This window comes from Mesorhizobium sp. M7D.F.Ca.US.004.01.2.1, assembly GCF_003997785.1.
In the GTDB taxonomy this organism is placed as follows: domain Bacteria; phylum Pseudomonadota; class Alphaproteobacteria; order Rhizobiales; family Rhizobiaceae; genus Mesorhizobium; species Mesorhizobium loti.
Genome location: NZ_RZRQ01000012.1, coordinates 26,811 through 43,780, shown reverse-complemented (window position 1 = coordinate 43,780; position 16,970 = coordinate 26,811). Strand labels below are relative to the sequence as shown.

The 16,970-nt window shown below is 62.1% G+C and carries 21 protein-coding genes and 1 pseudogene; 14 read left to right on the top strand and 8 right to left on the bottom strand.

What is annotated here, in order from left to right:
• From EN993_RS04345 to phoB, 5 genes and pseudogenes are all read left to right on the top strand, one after another.
• Positions 1-284: pseudogene (locus EN993_RS04345) on the top strand (phosphate ABC transporter permease subunit PstC); the annotation flags it as partial.
• 3 nt (positions 285-287) lie between these two features.
• On the top strand, positions 288-1,139 hold the full coding sequence (pstA, locus tag EN993_RS04340; RefSeq protein ID WP_126070814.1) for a phosphate ABC transporter permease PstA: 852 nt from the start codon (positions 288-290) through the stop codon (positions 1,137-1,139).
• Positions 1,136-1,939, top strand: coding sequence for a phosphate ABC transporter ATP-binding protein PstB (pstB, locus tag EN993_RS04335; protein ID WP_109665107.1), 804 nt, complete (start codon positions 1,136-1,138; stop codon positions 1,937-1,939). Before pstA ends, pstB begins: the two co-directional genes overlap by 4 nt.
• Positions 1,940-1,964: 25 nt before the next feature.
• Entirely contained in the window at positions 1,965-2,672 is a 708-nt protein-coding gene (gene phoU / locus EN993_RS04330) for a phosphate signaling complex protein PhoU (RefSeq protein WP_109665110.1), read from the top strand.
• 19 nt (positions 2,673-2,691) lie between these two features.
• Positions 2,692-3,381 (top strand): phosphate regulon transcriptional regulator PhoB, encoded by a 690-nt coding sequence (gene phoB, locus EN993_RS04325; RefSeq protein ID WP_010911896.1) that lies wholly within the window; start codon positions 2,692-2,694, stop codon positions 3,379-3,381.
• A 16-nt stretch (positions 3,382-3,397) separates the two neighbouring features.
• On the opposite strand, the gene EN993_RS04320 is transcribed toward phoB, so the two are convergent.
• A complete protein-coding gene (locus EN993_RS04320) occupies positions 3,398-4,645 on the bottom strand; it encodes an ROK family protein (protein WP_127262480.1) in 1,248 nt (415 codons plus the stop codon).
• A 270-nt stretch (positions 4,646-4,915) separates the two neighbouring features.
• Between EN993_RS04320 and xylF the strand changes: the two genes are divergently transcribed.
• From xylF to EN993_RS04300, 4 genes are all read left to right on the top strand, one after another.
• Complete coding sequence (gene xylF, locus EN993_RS04315; protein ID WP_109665116.1) at positions 4,916-5,956, top strand: D-xylose ABC transporter substrate-binding protein; 1,041 nt, start codon at positions 4,916-4,918, stop codon at positions 5,954-5,956.
• Between the two features lie 246 nt (positions 5,957-6,202).
• Positions 6,203-7,555, top strand: coding sequence for a sugar ABC transporter permease (locus EN993_RS04310; protein ID WP_109665119.1), 1,353 nt, complete (start codon positions 6,203-6,205; stop codon positions 7,553-7,555).
• Between the two features lie 11 nt (positions 7,556-7,566).
• Positions 7,567-8,367, top strand: coding sequence for an ATP-binding cassette domain-containing protein (locus EN993_RS04305; RefSeq protein WP_127262479.1), 801 nt, complete (start codon positions 7,567-7,569; stop codon positions 8,365-8,367).
• A 128-nt stretch (positions 8,368-8,495) separates the two neighbouring features.
• Entirely contained in the window at positions 8,496-10,142 is a 1,647-nt protein-coding gene (locus EN993_RS04300; RefSeq protein WP_127262478.1) for a CHASE domain-containing protein, read from the top strand.
• Positions 10,143-10,236: 94 nt separating this feature from the next.
• Here EN993_RS04300 and EN993_RS04295 read toward each other — a convergent pair whose 3' ends face one another.
• The 6 genes from EN993_RS04295 to EN993_RS04270 form a co-directional block, all read right to left on the bottom strand.
• Entirely contained in the window at positions 10,237-10,482 is a 246-nt protein-coding gene (locus EN993_RS04295) for a YMGG-like glycine zipper-containing protein (RefSeq protein ID WP_109665127.1), read from the bottom strand.
• 84 nt (positions 10,483-10,566) lie between these two features.
• On the bottom strand, positions 10,567-10,893 hold the full coding sequence (locus EN993_RS04290) for a hypothetical protein (protein ID WP_127262477.1): 327 nt from the start codon (positions 10,891-10,893) through the stop codon (positions 10,567-10,569).
• Positions 10,894-11,022: 129 nt separating this feature from the next.
• On the bottom strand, positions 11,023-11,202 hold the full coding sequence (locus EN993_RS04285) for a hypothetical protein (protein ID WP_127262476.1): 180 nt from the start codon (positions 11,200-11,202) through the stop codon (positions 11,023-11,025).
• A 139-nt stretch (positions 11,203-11,341) separates the two neighbouring features.
• Positions 11,342-12,373 carry a sensor histidine kinase gene (locus EN993_RS04280; RefSeq protein WP_164757531.1) on the bottom strand — a complete coding sequence of 344 codons (1,032 nt, stop codon included), beginning with the start codon at positions 12,371-12,373 and terminating at the stop codon, positions 11,342-11,344.
• Positions 12,374-12,557: 184 nt separating this feature from the next.
• A complete protein-coding gene (locus EN993_RS04275) occupies positions 12,558-12,725 on the bottom strand; it encodes a DUF1328 domain-containing protein (protein WP_013529282.1) in 168 nt (55 codons plus the stop codon).
• A gap of 205 nt (positions 12,726-12,930) precedes the next feature.
• Positions 12,931-13,725 (bottom strand): response regulator, encoded by a 795-nt coding sequence (locus EN993_RS04270; protein WP_109665145.1) that lies wholly within the window; start codon positions 13,723-13,725, stop codon positions 12,931-12,933.
• Positions 13,726-13,948: 223 nt separating this feature from the next.
• Between EN993_RS04270 and EN993_RS04265 the strand changes: the two genes are divergently transcribed.
• Positions 13,949-14,152, top strand: coding sequence for a NepR family anti-sigma factor (locus EN993_RS04265; protein ID WP_109665148.1), 204 nt, complete (start codon positions 13,949-13,951; stop codon positions 14,150-14,152).
• Positions 14,153-14,155: 3 nt separating this feature from the next.
• Entirely contained in the window at positions 14,156-14,707 is a 552-nt protein-coding gene (locus EN993_RS04260) for a sigma-70 family RNA polymerase sigma factor (RefSeq protein WP_056587392.1), read from the top strand.
• A gap of 33 nt (positions 14,708-14,740) precedes the next feature.
• Here the strand turns inward: EN993_RS04260 and EN993_RS04255 are convergent, their stop codons facing one another.
• Positions 14,741-15,121: a response regulator gene (locus EN993_RS04255; protein ID WP_245462936.1), complete on the bottom strand. Its 381-nt coding sequence runs from the start codon at positions 15,119-15,121 to the stop codon at positions 14,741-14,743.
• Positions 15,122-15,272: 151 nt separating this feature from the next.
• Between EN993_RS04255 and EN993_RS04250 the strand changes: the two genes are divergently transcribed.
• The 3 genes from EN993_RS04250 (at position 15,273) to EN993_RS04240 (ending at position 16,965) form a co-directional block, all read left to right on the top strand.
• Positions 15,273-16,034, top strand: a complete 762-nt coding sequence (locus tag EN993_RS04250; RefSeq protein ID WP_109665157.1) for a Crp/Fnr family transcriptional regulator — start codon at positions 15,273-15,275, stop codon at positions 16,032-16,034.
• A gap of 128 nt (positions 16,035-16,162) precedes the next feature.
• Positions 16,163-16,489: a DUF883 family protein gene (locus EN993_RS04245; RefSeq protein ID WP_109665160.1), complete on the top strand. Its 327-nt coding sequence runs from the start codon at positions 16,163-16,165 to the stop codon at positions 16,487-16,489.
• An 11-nt stretch (positions 16,490-16,500) separates the two neighbouring features.
• Positions 16,501-16,965 carry a hypothetical protein gene (locus EN993_RS04240; protein ID WP_109665163.1) on the top strand — a complete coding sequence of 155 codons (465 nt, stop codon included), beginning with the start codon at positions 16,501-16,503 and terminating at the stop codon, positions 16,963-16,965.
• The last annotated feature ends 5 nt before the right edge of the window (positions 16,966-16,970 follow it).

Here is a 16,970-nt window from a genome sequence, read left to right as displayed (position 1 = left end):
GGATCGGCATCATGGGCGGGGTCATGCTCGGCCTTGGCCGCGCGCTCGGCGAAACCATGGCGGTGACCTTCGTCATCGGCAACGCGCACCGCATCTCGACGTCGCTGTTCGCGCCGGCGACGACGATCTCGGCGACCATCGCCAATGAATTCACCGAAGCCGTCGGCGATCTCTACACTTCTTCGCTGGTGGCGCTCGGCCTGATCCTGTTCGTCATCACCTTCCTGATCCTTGCCATCGCCCGCTACATGCTGATGCGCATCGACGCCCGCACCGGAGCCTGACCGATGTCGACAGCCACATCGCTTCACCAGAGCCGCAAGAGGAAGAATGCCGTGATGATGACGCTGTGCGTCACCGCGGCGGGCATCGGCCTAGCCTGGCTGGCGCTCATCCTCGGCGCGCTGGTCTACAAGGGCGCCGCCGGCCTGTCCTTTGATGTCTTCACGCAGATGACGCCGCCGCCCGGCGACGCCGGCGGCCTGCTCAACGCCATCTATGGCAGCGTGGTGATGACCGTCATCGCCGTCATCGTCGGCACACCGATCGGCGTGCTGGCCGGAACCTACATGGCCGAGTACGGTCGCTTTTCCAAGCTGACCACCGTGGTGCGGTTCATCAACGACATCCTGTTATCGGCGCCGTCGATCATCATCGGCCTGTTCGTCTACGAACTGATGGTGCGGCCGATGGGGCATTTCTCGGCGATCGCCGGTGCTGTCGCGCTCGCCATCCTCGTCATCCCGGTTGTCGTGCGCACCACCGAAGACATGCTCAATTTGGTGCCGAACGCCTTGCGCGAAGCCGGCACCGCGATCGGCGCGCCGCGCTGGGTGGTCATCAAGTCGGTCGCCTACCGCGCCGCGCTTTCCGGCATCGTCACCGGCATATTGCTGTCGATCGCCCGTATCTCCGGCGAGACGGCGCCACTGCTCTTCACGGCGCTCAACAACCAGTTCTGGTCGAGCAATCTCAACGCGCCGATGGCCAGCCTGCCTGTCACCATCTTCCAGTTCGCTCTCAGCCCTTACGAGGAATGGCAGCAACTGGCCTGGACCGGTGCACTCATCATCACATTGACGGTTCTCGCGCTCAGCATCGTTGCTCGCAGCCTGACCGGACGCAGAGAGGACAAATGAGCCAGATGTTGTCTCCAGACATGACGATCGCCGCCGAGGCCACCGCCAAGGCCAAGATCGAGGTCAAGAACCTCAACTTCTACTACGGCCAGAGCAAGGCGCTGAAGGACATCACGCTGTCCTTGCCCGAGCGCAGCGTCACCGCCTTCATCGGGCCTTCGGGCTGCGGGAAGTCGACGCTGCTGCGCGTCTTCAACCGCATCTACGAACTCTATCCCAAGCAGACCGCCGAAGGTCAGGTGCTGCTCGACGGCCAGAACGTTCTCGACCGCTCGCAGGATCTCAACCTGCTGCGGACCAAGATCGGCATGGTGTTCCAGAAGCCGACGCCATTTCCGATGTCGATCTACGAAAACATCGCTTTCGGCGTCAGGCTCTATGAGAAGCTCAGCAAGTCCGAGATGGACGGCCGCGTCGAGCAGGCGCTGAAGCGCGCAGCACTCTGGAACGAGGTCAAGGACAAGCTCAACGCCAGCGGCCTCAGCCTCTCCGGTGGTCAGCAGCAGCGGCTCTGCATCGCCCGCACCGTGGCGGTGAAGCCGGAAGTCATCCTGCTCGATGAGCCGGCCTCGGCGCTTGACCCGCTGTCGACCGCCAAGATCGAGGAGCTGATCGACGAGTTGCAAGCCGACTACACGATCGTCATCGTCACCCACAACATGCAGCAGGCGGCGCGCGTGTCGAAGCAGACGGCCTTCATGTATCTGGGCGAACTGGTCGAGTTCGACCGCACCGAGAAGATCTTCACGTCGCCCCGCGAGAAGCGCACGCAGGACTACATCACCGGCCGCTTCGGCTGAGTTCAGGCATACGAGGGACAAGATCATGGGCGAACACACAGTCGCTTCTTTCGACGAGGATCTCGGACAAATCAGCAGGCTCATCAGCGATATGGGCGATCTCGCCGGCTCGATGGTCGGTGGTGCCACCAAGGCGCTTTTGAATTCCGATAACGCCCTCGCACAGCGCGTCGTCTCCGACGATGCGATCATGGACGCGCGCCAGCGCGAGCTCGACGACCGCGCCATCACGTTGATCGCCAAGCGGCAGCCGATGGCCGACGATCTACGCCATGTCGTCGGTTCGATCCGCATGGCCGGCGATCTCGAACGCATCGGCGACCTTGCCAAGAACATCGCCAAGCGCGTCGGCACCGTCGGCCTCAGCGTCACACCGCGTGACCTGTCGCATTCCATCGACGCAATGGCTCAGCTGGTGCTGATCCAGGTGCAGGGCGTGATCGAGGAGTATGCGGCGCGCGACGCCGCGGCCCTGGCGAAACTGCGCGCCGCCGACGAGCGCATCGACGTCAAATACACCTCGGTGTTCCGCGAACTGCTGACCTACATGATGGAAGACCCGCGCAACATCACTGCCTGCACGCATCTGTTGTTCTGCGCCAAGAACCTCGAGCGCATCGGCGACCATGTGACCAACATCGCTGAAAATGCCTATTATGTTTTGACCGGCACGCAGTTGCCCGCCAATCGCCCGAAGCAGGACGAGACGGCAATGTCCGCGCCGGCGGCATGACGACAGGGGTGACCAGTCGATGATCGCGCCACGCATCATGGTGGTGGAGGATGAGGAGCCGCTAGGCGTGCTGCTCCGCTACAATCTGGAATCCGAGGGTTACCAGGTCGAGGTGGTGACGCGCGGCGACGAGGCCGAGATCCGGCTGCAGGAGAACGTTCCCGACCTTCTGGTGCTCGACTGGATGGTGCCTGCGGTTTCGGGTATCGAACTCTGTCGTCGGCTAAGAATGCGTCCCGAGACCGAGCGGCTGCCAATCATCATGCTGACCGCGCGCGGCGAGGAAAGCGACCGCGTGCGTGGCCTGTCGACCGGCGCCGACGACTATCTGGTCAAGCCGTTCTCGACGCCGGAATTCATGGCCAGGGTTAAGGCGCTGCTGCGCCGCGCCAAGCCGGAAGTGCTGTCCAGCGTGCTGAAGGTCGGCGACATCGTGCTCGATCGTGAGTCGCACCGGGTCTATCGCAAGAAGAGCGAGATCCGGTTAGGGCCGACCGAGTTCCGCCTGCTCGAGTTCATGATGCGCCATCCCGGCCGCGTCTTCTCGCGCAGCCAGCTGCTCGACAATGTCTGGGGCGAGACGATCTACATCGACGAGCGCACGGTCGACGTGCATGTCGGCCGCCTGCGCAAGGCGGTCAACAACGGCCGCATGCCGGACGTCATCCGCACCATTCGTGGGGCGGGCTACGCGATCCGCGAGGATTGAACTCGCCCGTCTGAATTCACGCCACGTTTTTGCCTGCGACGCTTCCTCTCGCCTGCGCGCCCGGCGCGAAAATCTCCTGGTCGACGAAGGTCAGCGCGCGCATGGCGCAGCCTTCGCGGATCAGCGGCAGTTCGTTCGGCTCGGTGTCGAAGGAAATCGATTTCGAGTGCTGGCCGCCGGCGGTCTGGGCAATCGCCTCGCGCAATGCCGGCTCGATCAGGTCGAAGGCAGCGGCGCTGACGCCGACCATGGCGACGGGCGCCGGATCGATCAGCGCGAACAAGCTGCCGAGACCGTAGCCGAGCGCTTCGCCGGCCTTGCGATAGGCCTCGCGCTCGGGGCCATCCCTTTCGCGGGCCGCGGTCGCCAGGGCGCGCATGTCGGCGTCGCTGACATCGGCGACGGGTTCTGCGTCCTCGCCCAGCTGCCTGGCGTTGCGCCAGATGGCGTAGTTGCCGGCATAGGCCTCGACGCAGCCGCGCCGCCCGCAGCGGCAGAGCGCACCTTTCGGCTGATGGATCATGTGGCCGAACTCGCCGCCCGAGGAATGGGTGCCGGTGAAGAGCTCGCCCTTCAGCACCAGGCCCATGCCGATGCCATGCGACAAAAGGATGGCGATGAAATCGTCGCGGTAGCGATCAGGATCGCGCCAGCGTAGCGCTATCGCCATCATGTTGCAGTCATTCTCCATGGTGGCGGGGATGCCGAACTCGTCCTCGAGTATGTCGGCGAAGGCGATGTCGGTGTGCGGCGTGATAGGCGACCACAGCATGGCGCGGGCGCGGGTGTCGGTGATGCCCTGGATTGCCAGCGCAATGCGGGCGATGCTGCGGACGTCGAGATCAGGGTCCTCGAGACGGCGCCGCACGATTGCCGTGCATTCGCCGATCAGCGCGTCCCGCGACATGGTCAGCGTGTCCAGCCGGCGCTGTTCCTCTGATATCACCTGGCCGGCATAGTCGATGACGGCGACGGAGAGAAAATTCAGCGACAGCACCACGGTCATCACCGCCGCCGCTTCCGGATTGAGGCTGAGGCCAACCTGCGGCCGGCCGCGTTTGAGCGAGCCGGCCTCGCTTGGTTTGCTTTCGGTCAGGATGCCTTCGCCGATCAGGTCGGAAGAGATCGCCGATATGGTCGAGTGGCTAAGGCCGGTTGTCGCTGCGATCTCGGTGCGGGACGGCTGTCCGGCGCGGCGCACGGCCGCAATCACCATCGCCCGGTTGCGCCGGCGCAAATCGTCGTGGCGGATTCCGACCGACATGTTTCTTCAAGTCCTCCCGGTCGCCGCGGTTCTCCGTGCCCCTCGAACGCTGTCGGCAACGCAGTCAAATACTGGCAGAAGCCGCCCACTCTGTCATTTATTTATTCCGGGGCCCGAAAAAAATTCGCGAGCACATCAAAATCCATCAGAATCGATGTTGACAGCGTTCGGGTGTTGGACCAGTATTTTTTCGAGGCTCGAAAAAATAGGGCCTCTGTGCCGGCCTTCGGGTCAGTTTGGTCGCGCCATACGCGGCGCAGGGAGGATATTATGAAAAGATTCACAGCCGCCATCCTGGCGGGTGTCGCCATGTCGCTGACGCTCGCGTCGGTCGCGCAGGCGAAGGACAAGGTCATCGGCGTTTCGTGGTCCAACTTCCAGGAAGAGCGCTGGAAGACCGACGAGGCCGCCATGAAGACGGCGATCGAGGCTGCCGGCGACAAGTACATCTCCGCCGATGCGCAGTCCAATCCCGGCAAGCAGCTTACCGATGTCGAAAGCCTGATCTCGCAGGGCGCCAATTCGCTGATCATCCTGGCGCAGGATGCCTCGGCCATCGGCCCAGCGGTGCAGAAGGCGCTGGACGAAGGCATTCCGGTCGTCGGCTATGACCGTCTGATCGAGAACAAGGACGTCTTCTACCTGACCTTCGACAACAAGGAAGTCGGCCGCATGCAGGCCCGCGAAGTGTTCAAGGTCAAGCCGGAAGGCAACTATGTCTTCATCAAGGGTTCGGGCGCCGATCCGAATGCCGACTTCCTGTTCTCGGGCTCGATGGAAGTGCTCAAGGAAGCCATCGACAGCGGCAAGATCAAGAATGTCGGCGAGGCCTATACGGACGGCTGGCTGCCCGCCAACGCCCAGAAGAACATGGAACAGTTCCTCACCGCCAACGACAACAAGGTCGACGCCGTGGTCGCGGCCAATGACGGCACCGCCGGCGGCGTCGTCGCGGCACTGACGGCGCAGGGCCTTGCCGGCACCGTGCCGGTCTCGGGTCAGGACGGCGACCACGCCGCGCTGAACCGCATCGCACTCGGCACGCAGACCGTGTCGGTGTGGAAGGACGCGCGCGAACTCGGCAAGAACGCCGCCGAGATCGCCTCGCAGCTCGCCGACGGCAAGAAGACGAGCGACATTGCCGGCGCCAAGGACTTCACGACACCGGGCGGCAACACCGTCAAGTCGCTGTTCCTGACCCCGGTTGCCATCACCAAGGACAATCTCAACGTCGTCATCGACGCCGGCTGGATCAAGAAGGACGAAGTCTGCGCGGGCGTCGCCGCCGGCACCGTCGCGGCCTGTAACTGATCTGGATCACGTCGAAATATCTGAACGCCGCGGCCCAAAAGCCGCGGCGTTTTCTCAAAAAGATTTGTATTTCCGCATCACGCGGATAGCTTCGGGAGCAATTCCAGGAAAAGTGCGTAGCGGTTTTCCGTCCGGAATTGCGTCAAAACAAAGAGATAGAACGGTTCGGCGTTTCCGGGAATCGGTGAACCGTTCTAGGCTGAGTTCCGGCATCCGCGTCAGACGGCCAGCCGGTGGGAGGAAATCATGACCGACACGACGTCCAACCCGCAGGCCGACACCGCGCGTGCGTCGGAGCTCGGCGTGGTCGCCCGGTTCCTGAAGGCGACCGAGATCGACACCCGCATGCTCGGCATGGTCGGCGCCCTGCTGATCATCTGGATCGGGTTGCATGTCATTTCCAGCCTGCGCCTCGGCGTCAATCCGCTCGATTTCGACAGCCGCACCTTTCTGACGCCGCGCAATCTCTGGAACCTGTCGGTACAGACATCGGCGGTCGCCATCATGGCCTGCGGCATGGTGCTGGTCATCGTCATGCGCAACATCGACCTGTCCGTCGGTTCCGCCGAGGGCCTGATCGGCATGGTGATGGGATTTGCCCAGGTGCATTTCCTGGTGCGGTTTGTCGGGCTCGAACTCGGCAATCCGTGGATCTGGGTTCTGGCGCTGGTCATCGGCCTGGCGCTCGGCCTGCTGATCGGGGCCTTTCAAGGCTTCGTCATCGCCTATCTCGAAGTGCCGGCGTTCATCGTCACGCTGGGCGGACTGCTGGTCTGGCGCGGTGCTGCCTGGTGGGTCACCAGCGGCCAGACGGTGGCACCGCTTGACGCCACCTTCCAGCTCATGGGCGGCGGGCCGTCGGGATCGATCGGCGCGACCTGGAGCTGGGTCGTTGGGATCGTGGCCTGCCTCGCCGTGGTGTTTGCGCTTTTCAACGGGCGGGTGCAGCGCAAGCGTTTCCGGTTTCCGCTGCGTCCGATCTGGGCCGAGACGCTGCTCGGCGTCGTCACCTGCGCCGTCATCATGGGTGCGGTCTGGCTCGCCAACTCCTATCCGTGGCCGATCGGCATCGTGAACCGGTATGCGGCCGCCAACAACATCACCGTGCCCGAAGGCGGCCTGTTCATCGCTCACGGCATCGCCATACCGGTGCTGATGGCGATCGCCGTCGGGCTGGTCATGACCTTCATCACCAACCGCACGCGTTTCGGCCGCTATGTCTTTGCCATCGGCGGCAATCCCGAGGCTGCCAATCTCGCCGGCATCAACACGCGCTGGATCACCATGAAGGTGTTCATGATCATGGGCGTGCTGGCGACGATCGCCGCCGCGATCTCCTCGGCCCGGCAGAATTCGGCGACCAACGTGCTTGGAACGCTAGACGAGCTGCTGGTCATTGCCGCCGCCGTCATTGGCGGCACGTCGCTCGCCGGTGGTTCGGGAACGATCATCGGCGCCATGCTCGGCGCGCTGCTGATGCAGTCGCTGCAGTCAGGCATGGTGCTGCTCGGCGTCGACTCGCCGCTGCAGAGCATTGTCGTCGGCGCCGTGCTGGTCATCGCCGTCTGGCTCGACACCGTCTATCGCAAGCGCGTCTAGGAGGCATGGCCATGACTGACAAGATTGCTCCTGCGGCCACAGCACTGATCGATATGCGCAACATCTCGATCGCGTTTGGCGGCATCCGCGCCGTCGACGACGCCTCGATCGATCTCTTCCCCGGCGAGGTCGTGGCGCTGCTCGGCCACAACGGCGCCGGCAAGTCGACGCTAATCAAGATCCTGTCCGGCGCCTACAAGCGCGATGGCGGGCAGATATTCGTCAATGGCGAGGAAGCGTCGATCTCCAACCCGCGCGACGCCAAGAAATACGGCATCGAGACGATCTACCAGACGCTGGCGCTGGCCGACAATGTCGATGCCGCCGCCAATCTGTTCCTCGGCCGCGAGCTGATGACCGCCTGGGGCACGCTCGACGACGTTGCCATGGAGGCGGAGGCGCGCAAGGTGATGGGGAGGCTCAATCCCCGCTTCCAGCGCTTCAAGGAGCCGGTGATCAAACTGTCGGGCGGCCAGCGGCAATCGGTGGCGATCGCGCGCGCCATCCTGTTCAATGCACGCATCCTGATCATGGACGAGCCGACGGCAGCGCTTGGTCCGCAGGAAACGGCGCAGGTCGGCGAGCTGGTCAAGCAGCTCAAGTCCGACGGCATCGGCATCTTCCTGATCAGCCACGATATCCACGACGTGTTCGAGCTTGCCGACCGGGTCTGCGTCATGAAGAACGGCCAGGTCGTCGGCACAGCCCGCACCACCGATGTGACCCAGGACGAGGTGCTCGGCATGATCATTCTGGGCAAATGCCCGCCCGGTGCCATTCCCGGACCGGGGGCGCTGAAGATCGCTGCCTGAGGTCAGACCAGGTCGCGGGTTGCCGGACTCGTGATATGCTAGCCGTCAGCATGGCTTGGCCTTGCCATTGTGTTGGCACGGCGACTTGCCCATAAAGGTCCCTATTCGCTCAGGGACCACATCATCCGTTGAAGAAGCTTTTTCCAATCGTCGCGTTCATCGCCGTTGCGCTGATCAGCATGACGATGGCGGGGTTTGCCTATTTCGCGACGCAAGAAGCCGCCCGCATCAAGTTCGAAGCGACGGCCGACGACGCGCTCAACCGAATCGAGAGCCGCATCGACCTGCATTTGTCGCTGTTGCGCTCGACGCAGGCCCTGTTCGACGCCCGCAACGGCGATATTTCCGGCAACGAGTTCAAGGCGTTCTTCAAAGCGCTCGATGCCGACAACAATTTTGCCGGCTTGCGCGGCATCGGCTATGTCAGGCTGGCGAAGGCTGGAGACGAGGCGGCGGTCGAACGCGATATGCTGCGCGACCATGGCGTCAACCATCCAATCTATCCTGACACCACGCAGCCTTGGCGCACCCCCATCGTGCTGTTCGAGCCGCTCGACCCGTCCAACCAGGGCAGCATCGGCTATGACATGTTCAGTGAACCGGTGCGGCGCGCGGCGATCGAAAAGGCGATGTCGGATGACCACCAGCACGCCAGCGGGCTGGTGCAACTGGGCCAGGACACAGGTGCCGCGCAGACGTTCACCGGCTTCCTCGTCTTCGTGCGGCTCAATGTCGAAACCGCACCCGATGTCATCAATGCGTCCAGGTCCTCCACGGCCGGTTTTCTCTATGCGGCTTTTCGGGCTCGCGACCTGTTCCAGACCGCGCTCAGCCGGTCGCCGCTGCTGCCGGTCAACACCGAAATTTACGATGGCGACGGCGCGGTGAACGGCGACAATCTGTTGTTCCGGTCGGAGACGCCACCGGCTTCGACCTTTGGGGACAGGCTGCTGGTCACCCGCAAGATAATGGTGGCCGGCCGGCCATGGACTGTCCTGTTCCGGCCGACGAGCGCCTTCTCGCAGCCGTCGTCGCGCGCCATTCCGGTTATGCTGGGGCTGTTCGGCCTGTTGCTGGCGGGCGCCATCGCGCTGGTGGCGCGGTATCAGGAGCGGGCCTATGAGGCGGCGTCGCGCTTGCACGAAACGACGGAAAAGAGCCTGCTCGAAAAAGACCTGATGCTGCAGGAGATGAAGCATCGCATCAAAAATTCGATCACCAGGGTGCTGGCGATCGCGCGCCAGACGGCATCGCGGGCCACCGACGTCAACGAGTTTTCCGCATCCTTCTCGGCCAGGCTGCAGGCGATGGCGGCATCCCAGGACATGCTGACGCGCTCGCGCTGGCAGAAGGCCGATCTTAGCGATCTCCTGCGCATCGAACTGGGTCAGGTGTTCGGCAAGGATCTGCCCGATGAGCTGTTGTCGGGGCCACAGGTGCTGCTCGACGAAACCACGACGCAAGCGCTCGGCCTCACCTTCCACGAACTGGCGACGAACGCGCTGAAATACGGCGAAGCCGGCAATTCGGCCAATACCCTGAAGGGCGACTGGGCGCTGAAGGTGGACTGGTCGCTCGAAGGGCGCGGGCGCGACAGGACGCTGGCTCTCAACTGGCGCGAAACCGGGCAGAAGAAACTCGAAGCACCCGCCAAGACCGGATTCGGCACCAAGCTGATCGATCTCAACGTCACGCGCGAATTGCGCGGCACGATCAAGCGTGATTTCCGGGCCAATGGGCTGAACGTGGAAATCAAAATCCCTCTGGCAAACTGACGGTGATCGTCAGGCGGCCAGGATCAAGCACTAAACAAATGAAAATCCGGAGGCCGGCGAACCGGTCTCCGGATCAGGTCTCGGTATCGCCGAACTAGTTGCAGCGCGCGGTGTAGATCCGGCCGCGATGATCGCGATACTGGCAATAGCCATTGCGCAGATTGCGCACCAGCAGGCCGGAACCGGCACCCACGGCCGCGCCGATCAGCGCGCCCTTGCCGCCGCCGACCAAGCCGCCGACACCGGCGCCGATCAAGCCGCCGCCAACCACGTCCTGCTCGGTAGAGGTGCAGCCACTGACCGCGACCACAGCAACCATGGCAATAAGCATCTTCCGCATAGAGTCACTCCTCACTTTGTGTCCTCACTTTAATAAGCTCCAACCGCCATTTAGCATGAAATGGCGCCCGTTGCCCGCTCGAATTTATTGTTGGCTAAGATAGTTTTTTTCGGGGCGCGCCGTGTTTGACGCAACGACGATATTTGAGATCTCCAAGGATGCGTCAAGACTGCCGTCCGGGCCGACCTTCCACACCACCTGGTCGTAGTCGTCTTCGAGCGCCGGGTCGACCGTAAGGCATTTGGCGACGATGTGTTCGGCCTGCCCCTGCACGTCGCCCATGGCGAACGGGCGTTCGGCGACACATTGGTCGGTGGTTTCGAAAACACTGACAGGGACTTGAAGCTCACGGCAATCGGCCATCGTGTTCGAGCAGCCGATGACCAGCAGCAATGCGGCGATGTGTTCCATGGCGAAAACGTCCTCTCGCCACAGTAACGGTCCACATTCCGCAAAGTTCCTGCACTGCAAGACCTGCCAGCGAATTAACATGGCCAGCGAAGCAACATGGATCGACCAAGGCCGCAGGTTGCGCGGAGGTCAGTAAGCCAGCTGGAAGAGGACGGCCGCGACGATCAGCGCGGCAAGACCCAGAACGCCAAGGCGCAACGAAGCGTGAGGAACAGGAGGCGGCGGCGGCGCGGATGCCTCGGAGTCTTCAAACTCGCCCATAGAGATCCGAGCGGCCTGTTCCAGTCTGTTCATGTCCGCAACCGTCAAGGCATTCCTCCCGCACCATGCTGCAAGTCCTGCTGCGGAAATGTTCGAAGATGCAACAGGTTCCAGCGGTATCTGGGAAATACAGCATCGGCTTTTATGGTGAACAGTCGGTTAAGGACTTGGCGCAGGTGCGGGTCGCTCAATCCGTCTCGAAATTGCCGTGCGGAACGACAAGGCGGTATTCGAGGCGACCGGCCGCGATTTCAAGCGTCGCCGTACCATTCAGCGACGCCGGCACGACCCGTTCGAGTGCGACACTTCCGAAGCGCTTCTCGCTACGCCTGTTGTCATTGGCTCCGATTGCTTCGGCCCATGTCAGAGATAGGGAGGTCCCAGTGTCGTCGGCGGTCAGGTTGGCTGTAACCTCTACGAATCCGTCGGGCTGCGACAGGGCGCCATAGCTCACCGAGTTGACCGCGAGCTCATGCATGGCAAGGCCGATATGCAGGGCAGCATTCGGATTGAGATAAGGGTTTGCTCCCTGAAAACGCAGGCTGCGAACCGGATCCCCGCCGTAGCGACCAACCTGCCCCGATACCAGTTCGCGAAGTGCAGCACCCCGCCAGTTGGAAGAGGTGACGAGATCCTGAGACGAAGCCAACGACTGCAGCCGGCCGCGAAAGCGTGTCAGGAAATCACCGATGCCATCGGAGTAGCGCCCGGTCTGGGTGGCTATGCTTTGAATGATCGCCAGCAGGTTCTTCGAGCGATGACTGACTTCGCGCAGCAGTGTTGTCAGGGTTTGCTCACGGCGCTTCTGCTCGGTCGTTTCGACCATCGTGGTGACGACGCCTAGCACCGTGCCGCCATCGCCGTGGTCGGCATCGATCCAGACTTGAAACCAGCGGATGCCATCCTCGACGGGAACGCTGATCTCCAGACGTTGCGGGTTGCCGGATGCGATGACGTCGCGCTTGGCCGCGCCAATGCGGTCGGCCTGCGCCGCCGGCAGGATGCCGTTGCTGTCGGCGGTGTCGGAAACCCAGGGCGCGCGCATGTTGCGCGCCCATACGGTTTTCATCTCCCGATCCTGGTAGAGAACGGAAATACCGGCATTGTGCAACGCATGGAGAAGAGCCCGTCCAAGCTGCATGCCGCTTTCGGCAGGATGCAGGGCGATGACTTCATCGCTTTGCACGTCGTCCTTCCTATCTCCGGTTCTGGAACGCATCGGCCAATCTGTCCACCCCAACTCAGGCTGAACGGCTCACGGTTGAATGGGTTCCAAAAGAGGTCTCCCGAAAATCAGCCGCCAAAAACGGTCCGCCGGACGGTGTCCTTTGCAGGATACCGCCCGGCGGTGGCTGGAAACCGTTTGAGGGGTGCGGCTTCCAGTGTTCGGTCGCCGTTCGTCCTCACGATGCCCGTTTGAACAGGCCCGCAAGAAGCGAAATGACCAGAAAGGCGAGAAAGATGAAAAACAATATCTGCGCAATGCCGGCAGACGTACCGGCGATGCCGCCGAAACCAAGCGCGCCGGCGATGATCGCCACGACGAGAAATACGAGCGCCCAGTAGAGCATGATCCATCTCCTTCGAATGGTGTAATGAAAACGTGGGTAGATGCGGTTTGTTCCACCCTTTGCCGAAAAAGGCGCTGCTTGCAAATCGTTCGGAGCAGGAGGCGTAGGAATTTCGCTGACGACGGTTCCGGCTTGTAAAAAGGCCGCCCGATGCATCGCATCGAGCGGCCTTCAATGTCGTGCCGTGCTGTCAGGGGCTGCGAGCCTATGCGGCGGCTTTCGCCTGACGGTCGAAGAACAGCGCCTGGCTGATCAGCGCCTTGACCATGTCGGGATTGAACGGCTTGGTGACCAGGAAGGCCGGCTCGGGGCGCTCGCCAGTCAACAGACGCTCGGGAAAGGCGGTGATGAAGATGACCGGCACCGACGTCGACGACAGGATCTCGTTCACGGCCTCGATGCCCGAACTGCCGTCGGCAAGCTGGATGTCGGCCAGCACCATCTTCGGCCGTGTCCTGCCGAACATCGTCACCGCCTCGGCATGGGTGCGAGCCGTTCCAACGACGCGGTGCCCGAGGCTCTCGACCATTTCTTCTATATCCATGGCGATCAGCGGTTCATCCTCGATGATCAGCACATCGGTTGCCACCTGACGGGATATCTCGTTGCTTGCCTGGGCAAGCAACTCTGAAAACTCCTGGTCGCCGACATCGAGGATCTCGGCCGCCTCATCCTCGCTGAAGCCTTCGACGGCAACAAGCAGGAAGGCTTGGCGCGGGCGCGGCGCAATTGCATTCAGATTGGCGGCGGCGCGCTGTTCCCATGCTGATTGCGCGTGTTCCTGTGGAACGCGGATGGCGACCGATGTGAACAGCTTGGCAAAAACCTTGTACAGAGCGATGCGGTCGCTCGATGCCTCGGGAAAGATTTCAACATCGGCGATGATGGCTTCGAGCATCGCGGCGACCAGCGCATCGCCACTCTCCTGCGATCCGGAAACGGCTCGCGAGAAGCGGCGCAGGAATGGCAGGTTTGGCGCGATGGTGGCGGATAAGCTCATGGTAAGACGTCTCCCTCAGAATGACGTGATTGCATAGATTGCAGGTCAAGCTGATTGCAAGCCCGGTCAAACAACGCCGATCTTGAGAAAAAGTTCCGGCCTTGATGGAACTAATGCGTCGGGACGGCGTTTGAGGTCGGGATGGGCAACCAGACGAGGGTGTCGCTTGCGTTGTGTTGAGTAATATTATGAGCGGCTTGGGCGCTGGGAATACAAGGGCAAAATGAAGGATATGACGAAAGATATTCTGGCTGGCGCCGAAAGCAGGCGCCGGAACGGTTCCGGTGACGCTCTTGGGCCGAATTCCGAAATCGGACGCAAACTCAAACAATATTACGACGAGCTGGTCTCCGACGATGTGCCGGATCGCTTTTCCCAGTTGCTTAGCCAGCTGGAACAGGCCGAACCCGCACAGAAAAAGGACTGAGGCATGGCTGCGGTCTCCCAAGGCTTCAAGACAGATCTGCTTGGGGCAATCCCAAGCCTGCGTGCCTTTGCGGTGTCGCTGACGCAAAACGCCGACAAGGCCGACGACCTCGTCCAGGAAACGCTGGTCAAGGCGTGGGACAAGCACGAAAGCTTCCAACCCGGCACCAATCTCAAGGCGTGGCTTTTCACCATCCTGCGCAATGAATTCTATTCGCAGATGCGCAAGCGTGGACGTGAAGTGCAAGATAGCGACGGCATCATGACGGCCAGGCTTGCTGTTCATCCCGCTCAGCATGGCCAGCTCGACCTGAAGGATTTTCGCGGGGCGCTGGAGCAATTGCCGGAGGACCAGCGCGAAGCCATCATCCTCATCGGCGCGTCGGGTTTCTCCTACGAGGAGGCCGCCGAGATTTGCGGTTGCGCGGTCGGGACGATCAAGAGCCGCGTCAGCCGAGCCCGCACGCGCTTGCAGGAGATCCTGAAAATATCAGGCGAAGACGAGTATGGCCCGGATGCGATTTCGACCCAGGTAACGGGCTCGCCGGCCAGCTGACCTGCGATCGCCAGGCGGGTAGGGGGGCGCGTCTCAACCTAGAGAGGCGCGTCCGCAGGCTGCCGCCACCGCTTGCACGAGGTCTTCACCCGAATAGGGTTTGCCGACCAGCCTGACGCCTGGAAAGGATGCCTTGATTTCATCGGCATCCGAATAGCCCGACGCAAACACGAAAGGTACGCCTGCCGCGCGCAGCCCCGAGGCGAAATCGAGTGTCGAGGCGCCACCCAGCATGAGGTCGACAATGGCCGCGTCGAATTGCGTGGCGACCTCCTGGCCATCGACCTCTGTCAGATCGCGGGCGATGACCACATCACCGGCGCCATGGTCACGGCAAAGCTGCTCGACATCCATGGCGATGAGAAATTCGTCCTCCAGGACGAGAATCCGCAATCCGTCAAGCAATGTGGGCACAGGCAACGACTCCTTGAAACGCATGGAGTCATGATCGCTAATTGGCCTGCTGTCATTTAAAAAAGACATGTGGCCGGCGGCGGAACCTCAATCCTTGCAACGCGTTGAAATGCAGCTCTTCCAAAGAGCGGGCTTTCGAAGAGGGGTCGAAATGTCAGCCCAGAACAATCGCGCCTTTTCCAACCTCCAGTACCCTTGCGAGAACTGCCCGTTGCGGCCGTTGCCGATTTTTCGCGACTTCGAAAAACAGGAGCTGGCCTTCATCAGTACATTCAAGAAGGGCGAACTCGCCGTCGACAAGGCGGCTACCGTGTTGGTCGAGGGTAGCCACAGCGCCCATCTCTACACCGTGCTCTCCGGGTGGGCGTTCCGCTACAAGCTGTTGCGAGACGGCCGCCGCCAGATCCTCAACTATCTCATGCCCGGCGATCTGATCGGCCTGCAGGGCAGTGTAATGGGCGAGATGCAGCATTCCGTCGAGGCCCTGTCGCCGATGCTGCTGTGTGTTTTCGAACGCGAGTATCTGCACGAGCTCTACCGCAATCATCCAGGGCTCGCCTACGACATCACCTGGATCGCATCGCGCGAAGAGCGCATGCTGGATGAAAATCTGCTCAGCCTCGGGCGTCGCAGCGCGATCGAGCGCGCTGCCTATCTTATCGCCTTCATCGCCAGCCGGGCCAAGGTCGTCGGGCTGAACGGCAAGCAGTCCATCCAGATACCGATCACGCAACAACACATCGCCGACACGCTCGGCCTGTCGCTGGTTCATACAAACAAGACGATCCGCAAGCTGATGGATCGCAAGCTGATCGTCTGGCGCGACGGCGGTTGCGAGGTCACAGACATTGAAGGGCTCAAGCGGCTCGCTGGCTGGGAAGGGCTGGGCGAGGCGCGCCGGCCGCTGATCTGACGAAGGCCTTTTTGCCAGAGCCGGCGGATCGGGTGCGCGCGGACGCGTTTTCGGCTACTTTGTCCCCAGTGCCGGAACCTTGAGGCGCGCGGCGCGTTTGAAATCGAGCAATCACAAGGAGTTAAGCCATGGCAACTGCCGCAGGAAAGACCGCAAACGACTCCCGTGCAAATGCGGACCTGGAAGCCGACATCAGGCAATTGAAGGCCGACATCGACAAGCTCACAAAGCAATTGGCCAAGACCGGCGAGCATGGCTATGGCACTGCCCGTCGCGCGGCCACGGAAGGTGTCGAGCAACTGCGCGCGCAGGGCGAAGCAGCCTTTGACAGTCTGCGCAGCAACGCCAAGGACATCGAAGCGCAGATGATGGCGAGCGTGCGTGAAAAGCCGGTGACGTCACTGGCGATCGCTGCCGGCGTTGGCTTCCTCTTCGCGCTCATTGCGCGTCGCTAGTCGCATTGCAGATGGGAATGCTGGCATCCCTGATTTCGGGTCTCGCCTCGGGCGAAACCGTTGCCGCCATGCGCCGGGCGCGCACGGCGGCAATCGTTTATGGGCTCGCCCTATCGGCAGCGCTCTGTGGTCTCGGCTTTCTGGTCGGCGCAGCCTATATCTGGTCGGCGATGCGCTACGGGTCGCTTGCCGCCGCACTGGGCTTTGGCGTCGGTTTTCTGGTGCTTGCCGGGCTGATCCTGTTGATTTACCAGATATCCGCAGGCTCGCGCGCCCGGCGCCGGGCGCAACGCCGCAATGCCGACATGAAGGCGATCGGCATCACCGCCGCACTCGCCGTGCTGCCGACACTGCTCAAGGGAAAAGGTGGTCTCGGCGTCATTCTGGGTCCAGCCGTAGCGCTCGCGGCTTACGCGATCTACCGCGAGAACGTGAAGCCGGGCGCAGACGATGGGGATGAAAGCGGGCGTAACTAAAGGCG

What these genes read in the sequence shown, in the direction of transcription:
- EN993_RS04290 (WP_127262477.1), bottom strand. Translation starts at nt 10,893, where the DNA reads ATGGAACACATCGCCGCATTGCTGCTGGTCATCGGCTGCTCGAACACG.
- EN993_RS04265 (WP_109665148.1), top strand. Translation starts at nt 13,949, where the DNA reads ATGAAGGATATGACGAAAGATATTCTGGCTGGCGCCGAAAGCAGGCGC.
- xylF (WP_109665116.1), top strand. Translation starts at nt 4,916, where the DNA reads ATGAAAAGATTCACAGCCGCCATCCTGGCGGGTGTCGCCATGTCGCTG.
- EN993_RS04270 (WP_109665145.1), bottom strand. Translation starts at nt 13,725, where the DNA reads ATGAGCTTATCCGCCACCATCGCGCCAAACCTGCCATTCCTGCGCCGC.
- pstB (WP_109665107.1), top strand. Translation starts at nt 1,136, where the DNA reads ATGAGCCAGATGTTGTCTCCAGACATGACGATCGCCGCCGAGGCCACC.
- EN993_RS04320 (WP_127262480.1), bottom strand. Translation starts at nt 4,645, where the DNA reads ATGTCGGTCGGAATCCGCCACGACGATTTGCGCCGGCGCAACCGGGCG.
- EN993_RS04250 (WP_109665157.1), top strand. Translation starts at nt 15,273, where the DNA reads ATGTCAGCCCAGAACAATCGCGCCTTTTCCAACCTCCAGTACCCTTGC.
- EN993_RS04245 (WP_109665160.1), top strand. Translation starts at nt 16,163, where the DNA reads ATGGCAACTGCCGCAGGAAAGACCGCAAACGACTCCCGTGCAAATGCG.
- phoB (WP_010911896.1), top strand. Translation starts at nt 2,692, where the DNA reads ATGATCGCGCCACGCATCATGGTGGTGGAGGATGAGGAGCCGCTAGGC.
- EN993_RS04260 (WP_056587392.1), top strand. Translation starts at nt 14,156, where the DNA reads ATGGCTGCGGTCTCCCAAGGCTTCAAGACAGATCTGCTTGGGGCAATC.
- EN993_RS04310 (WP_109665119.1), top strand. Translation starts at nt 6,203, where the DNA reads ATGACCGACACGACGTCCAACCCGCAGGCCGACACCGCGCGTGCGTCG.
- pstA (WP_126070814.1), top strand. Translation starts at nt 288, where the DNA reads ATGTCGACAGCCACATCGCTTCACCAGAGCCGCAAGAGGAAGAATGCC.
- EN993_RS04295 (WP_109665127.1), bottom strand. Translation starts at nt 10,482, where the DNA reads ATGCGGAAGATGCTTATTGCCATGGTTGCTGTGGTCGCGGTCAGTGGC.
- EN993_RS04305 (WP_127262479.1), top strand. Translation starts at nt 7,567, where the DNA reads ATGACTGACAAGATTGCTCCTGCGGCCACAGCACTGATCGATATGCGC.
- EN993_RS04240 (WP_109665163.1), top strand. Translation starts at nt 16,501, where the DNA reads ATGGGAATGCTGGCATCCCTGATTTCGGGTCTCGCCTCGGGCGAAACC.
- EN993_RS04275 (WP_013529282.1), bottom strand. Translation starts at nt 12,725, where the DNA reads ATGCTCTACTGGGCGCTCGTATTTCTCGTCGTGGCGATCATCGCCGGC.
- phoU (WP_109665110.1), top strand. Translation starts at nt 1,965, where the DNA reads ATGGGCGAACACACAGTCGCTTCTTTCGACGAGGATCTCGGACAAATC.
- EN993_RS04280 (WP_164757531.1), bottom strand. Translation starts at nt 12,373, where the DNA reads ATGCGTTCCAGAACCGGAGATAGGAAGGACGACGTGCAAAGCGATGAA.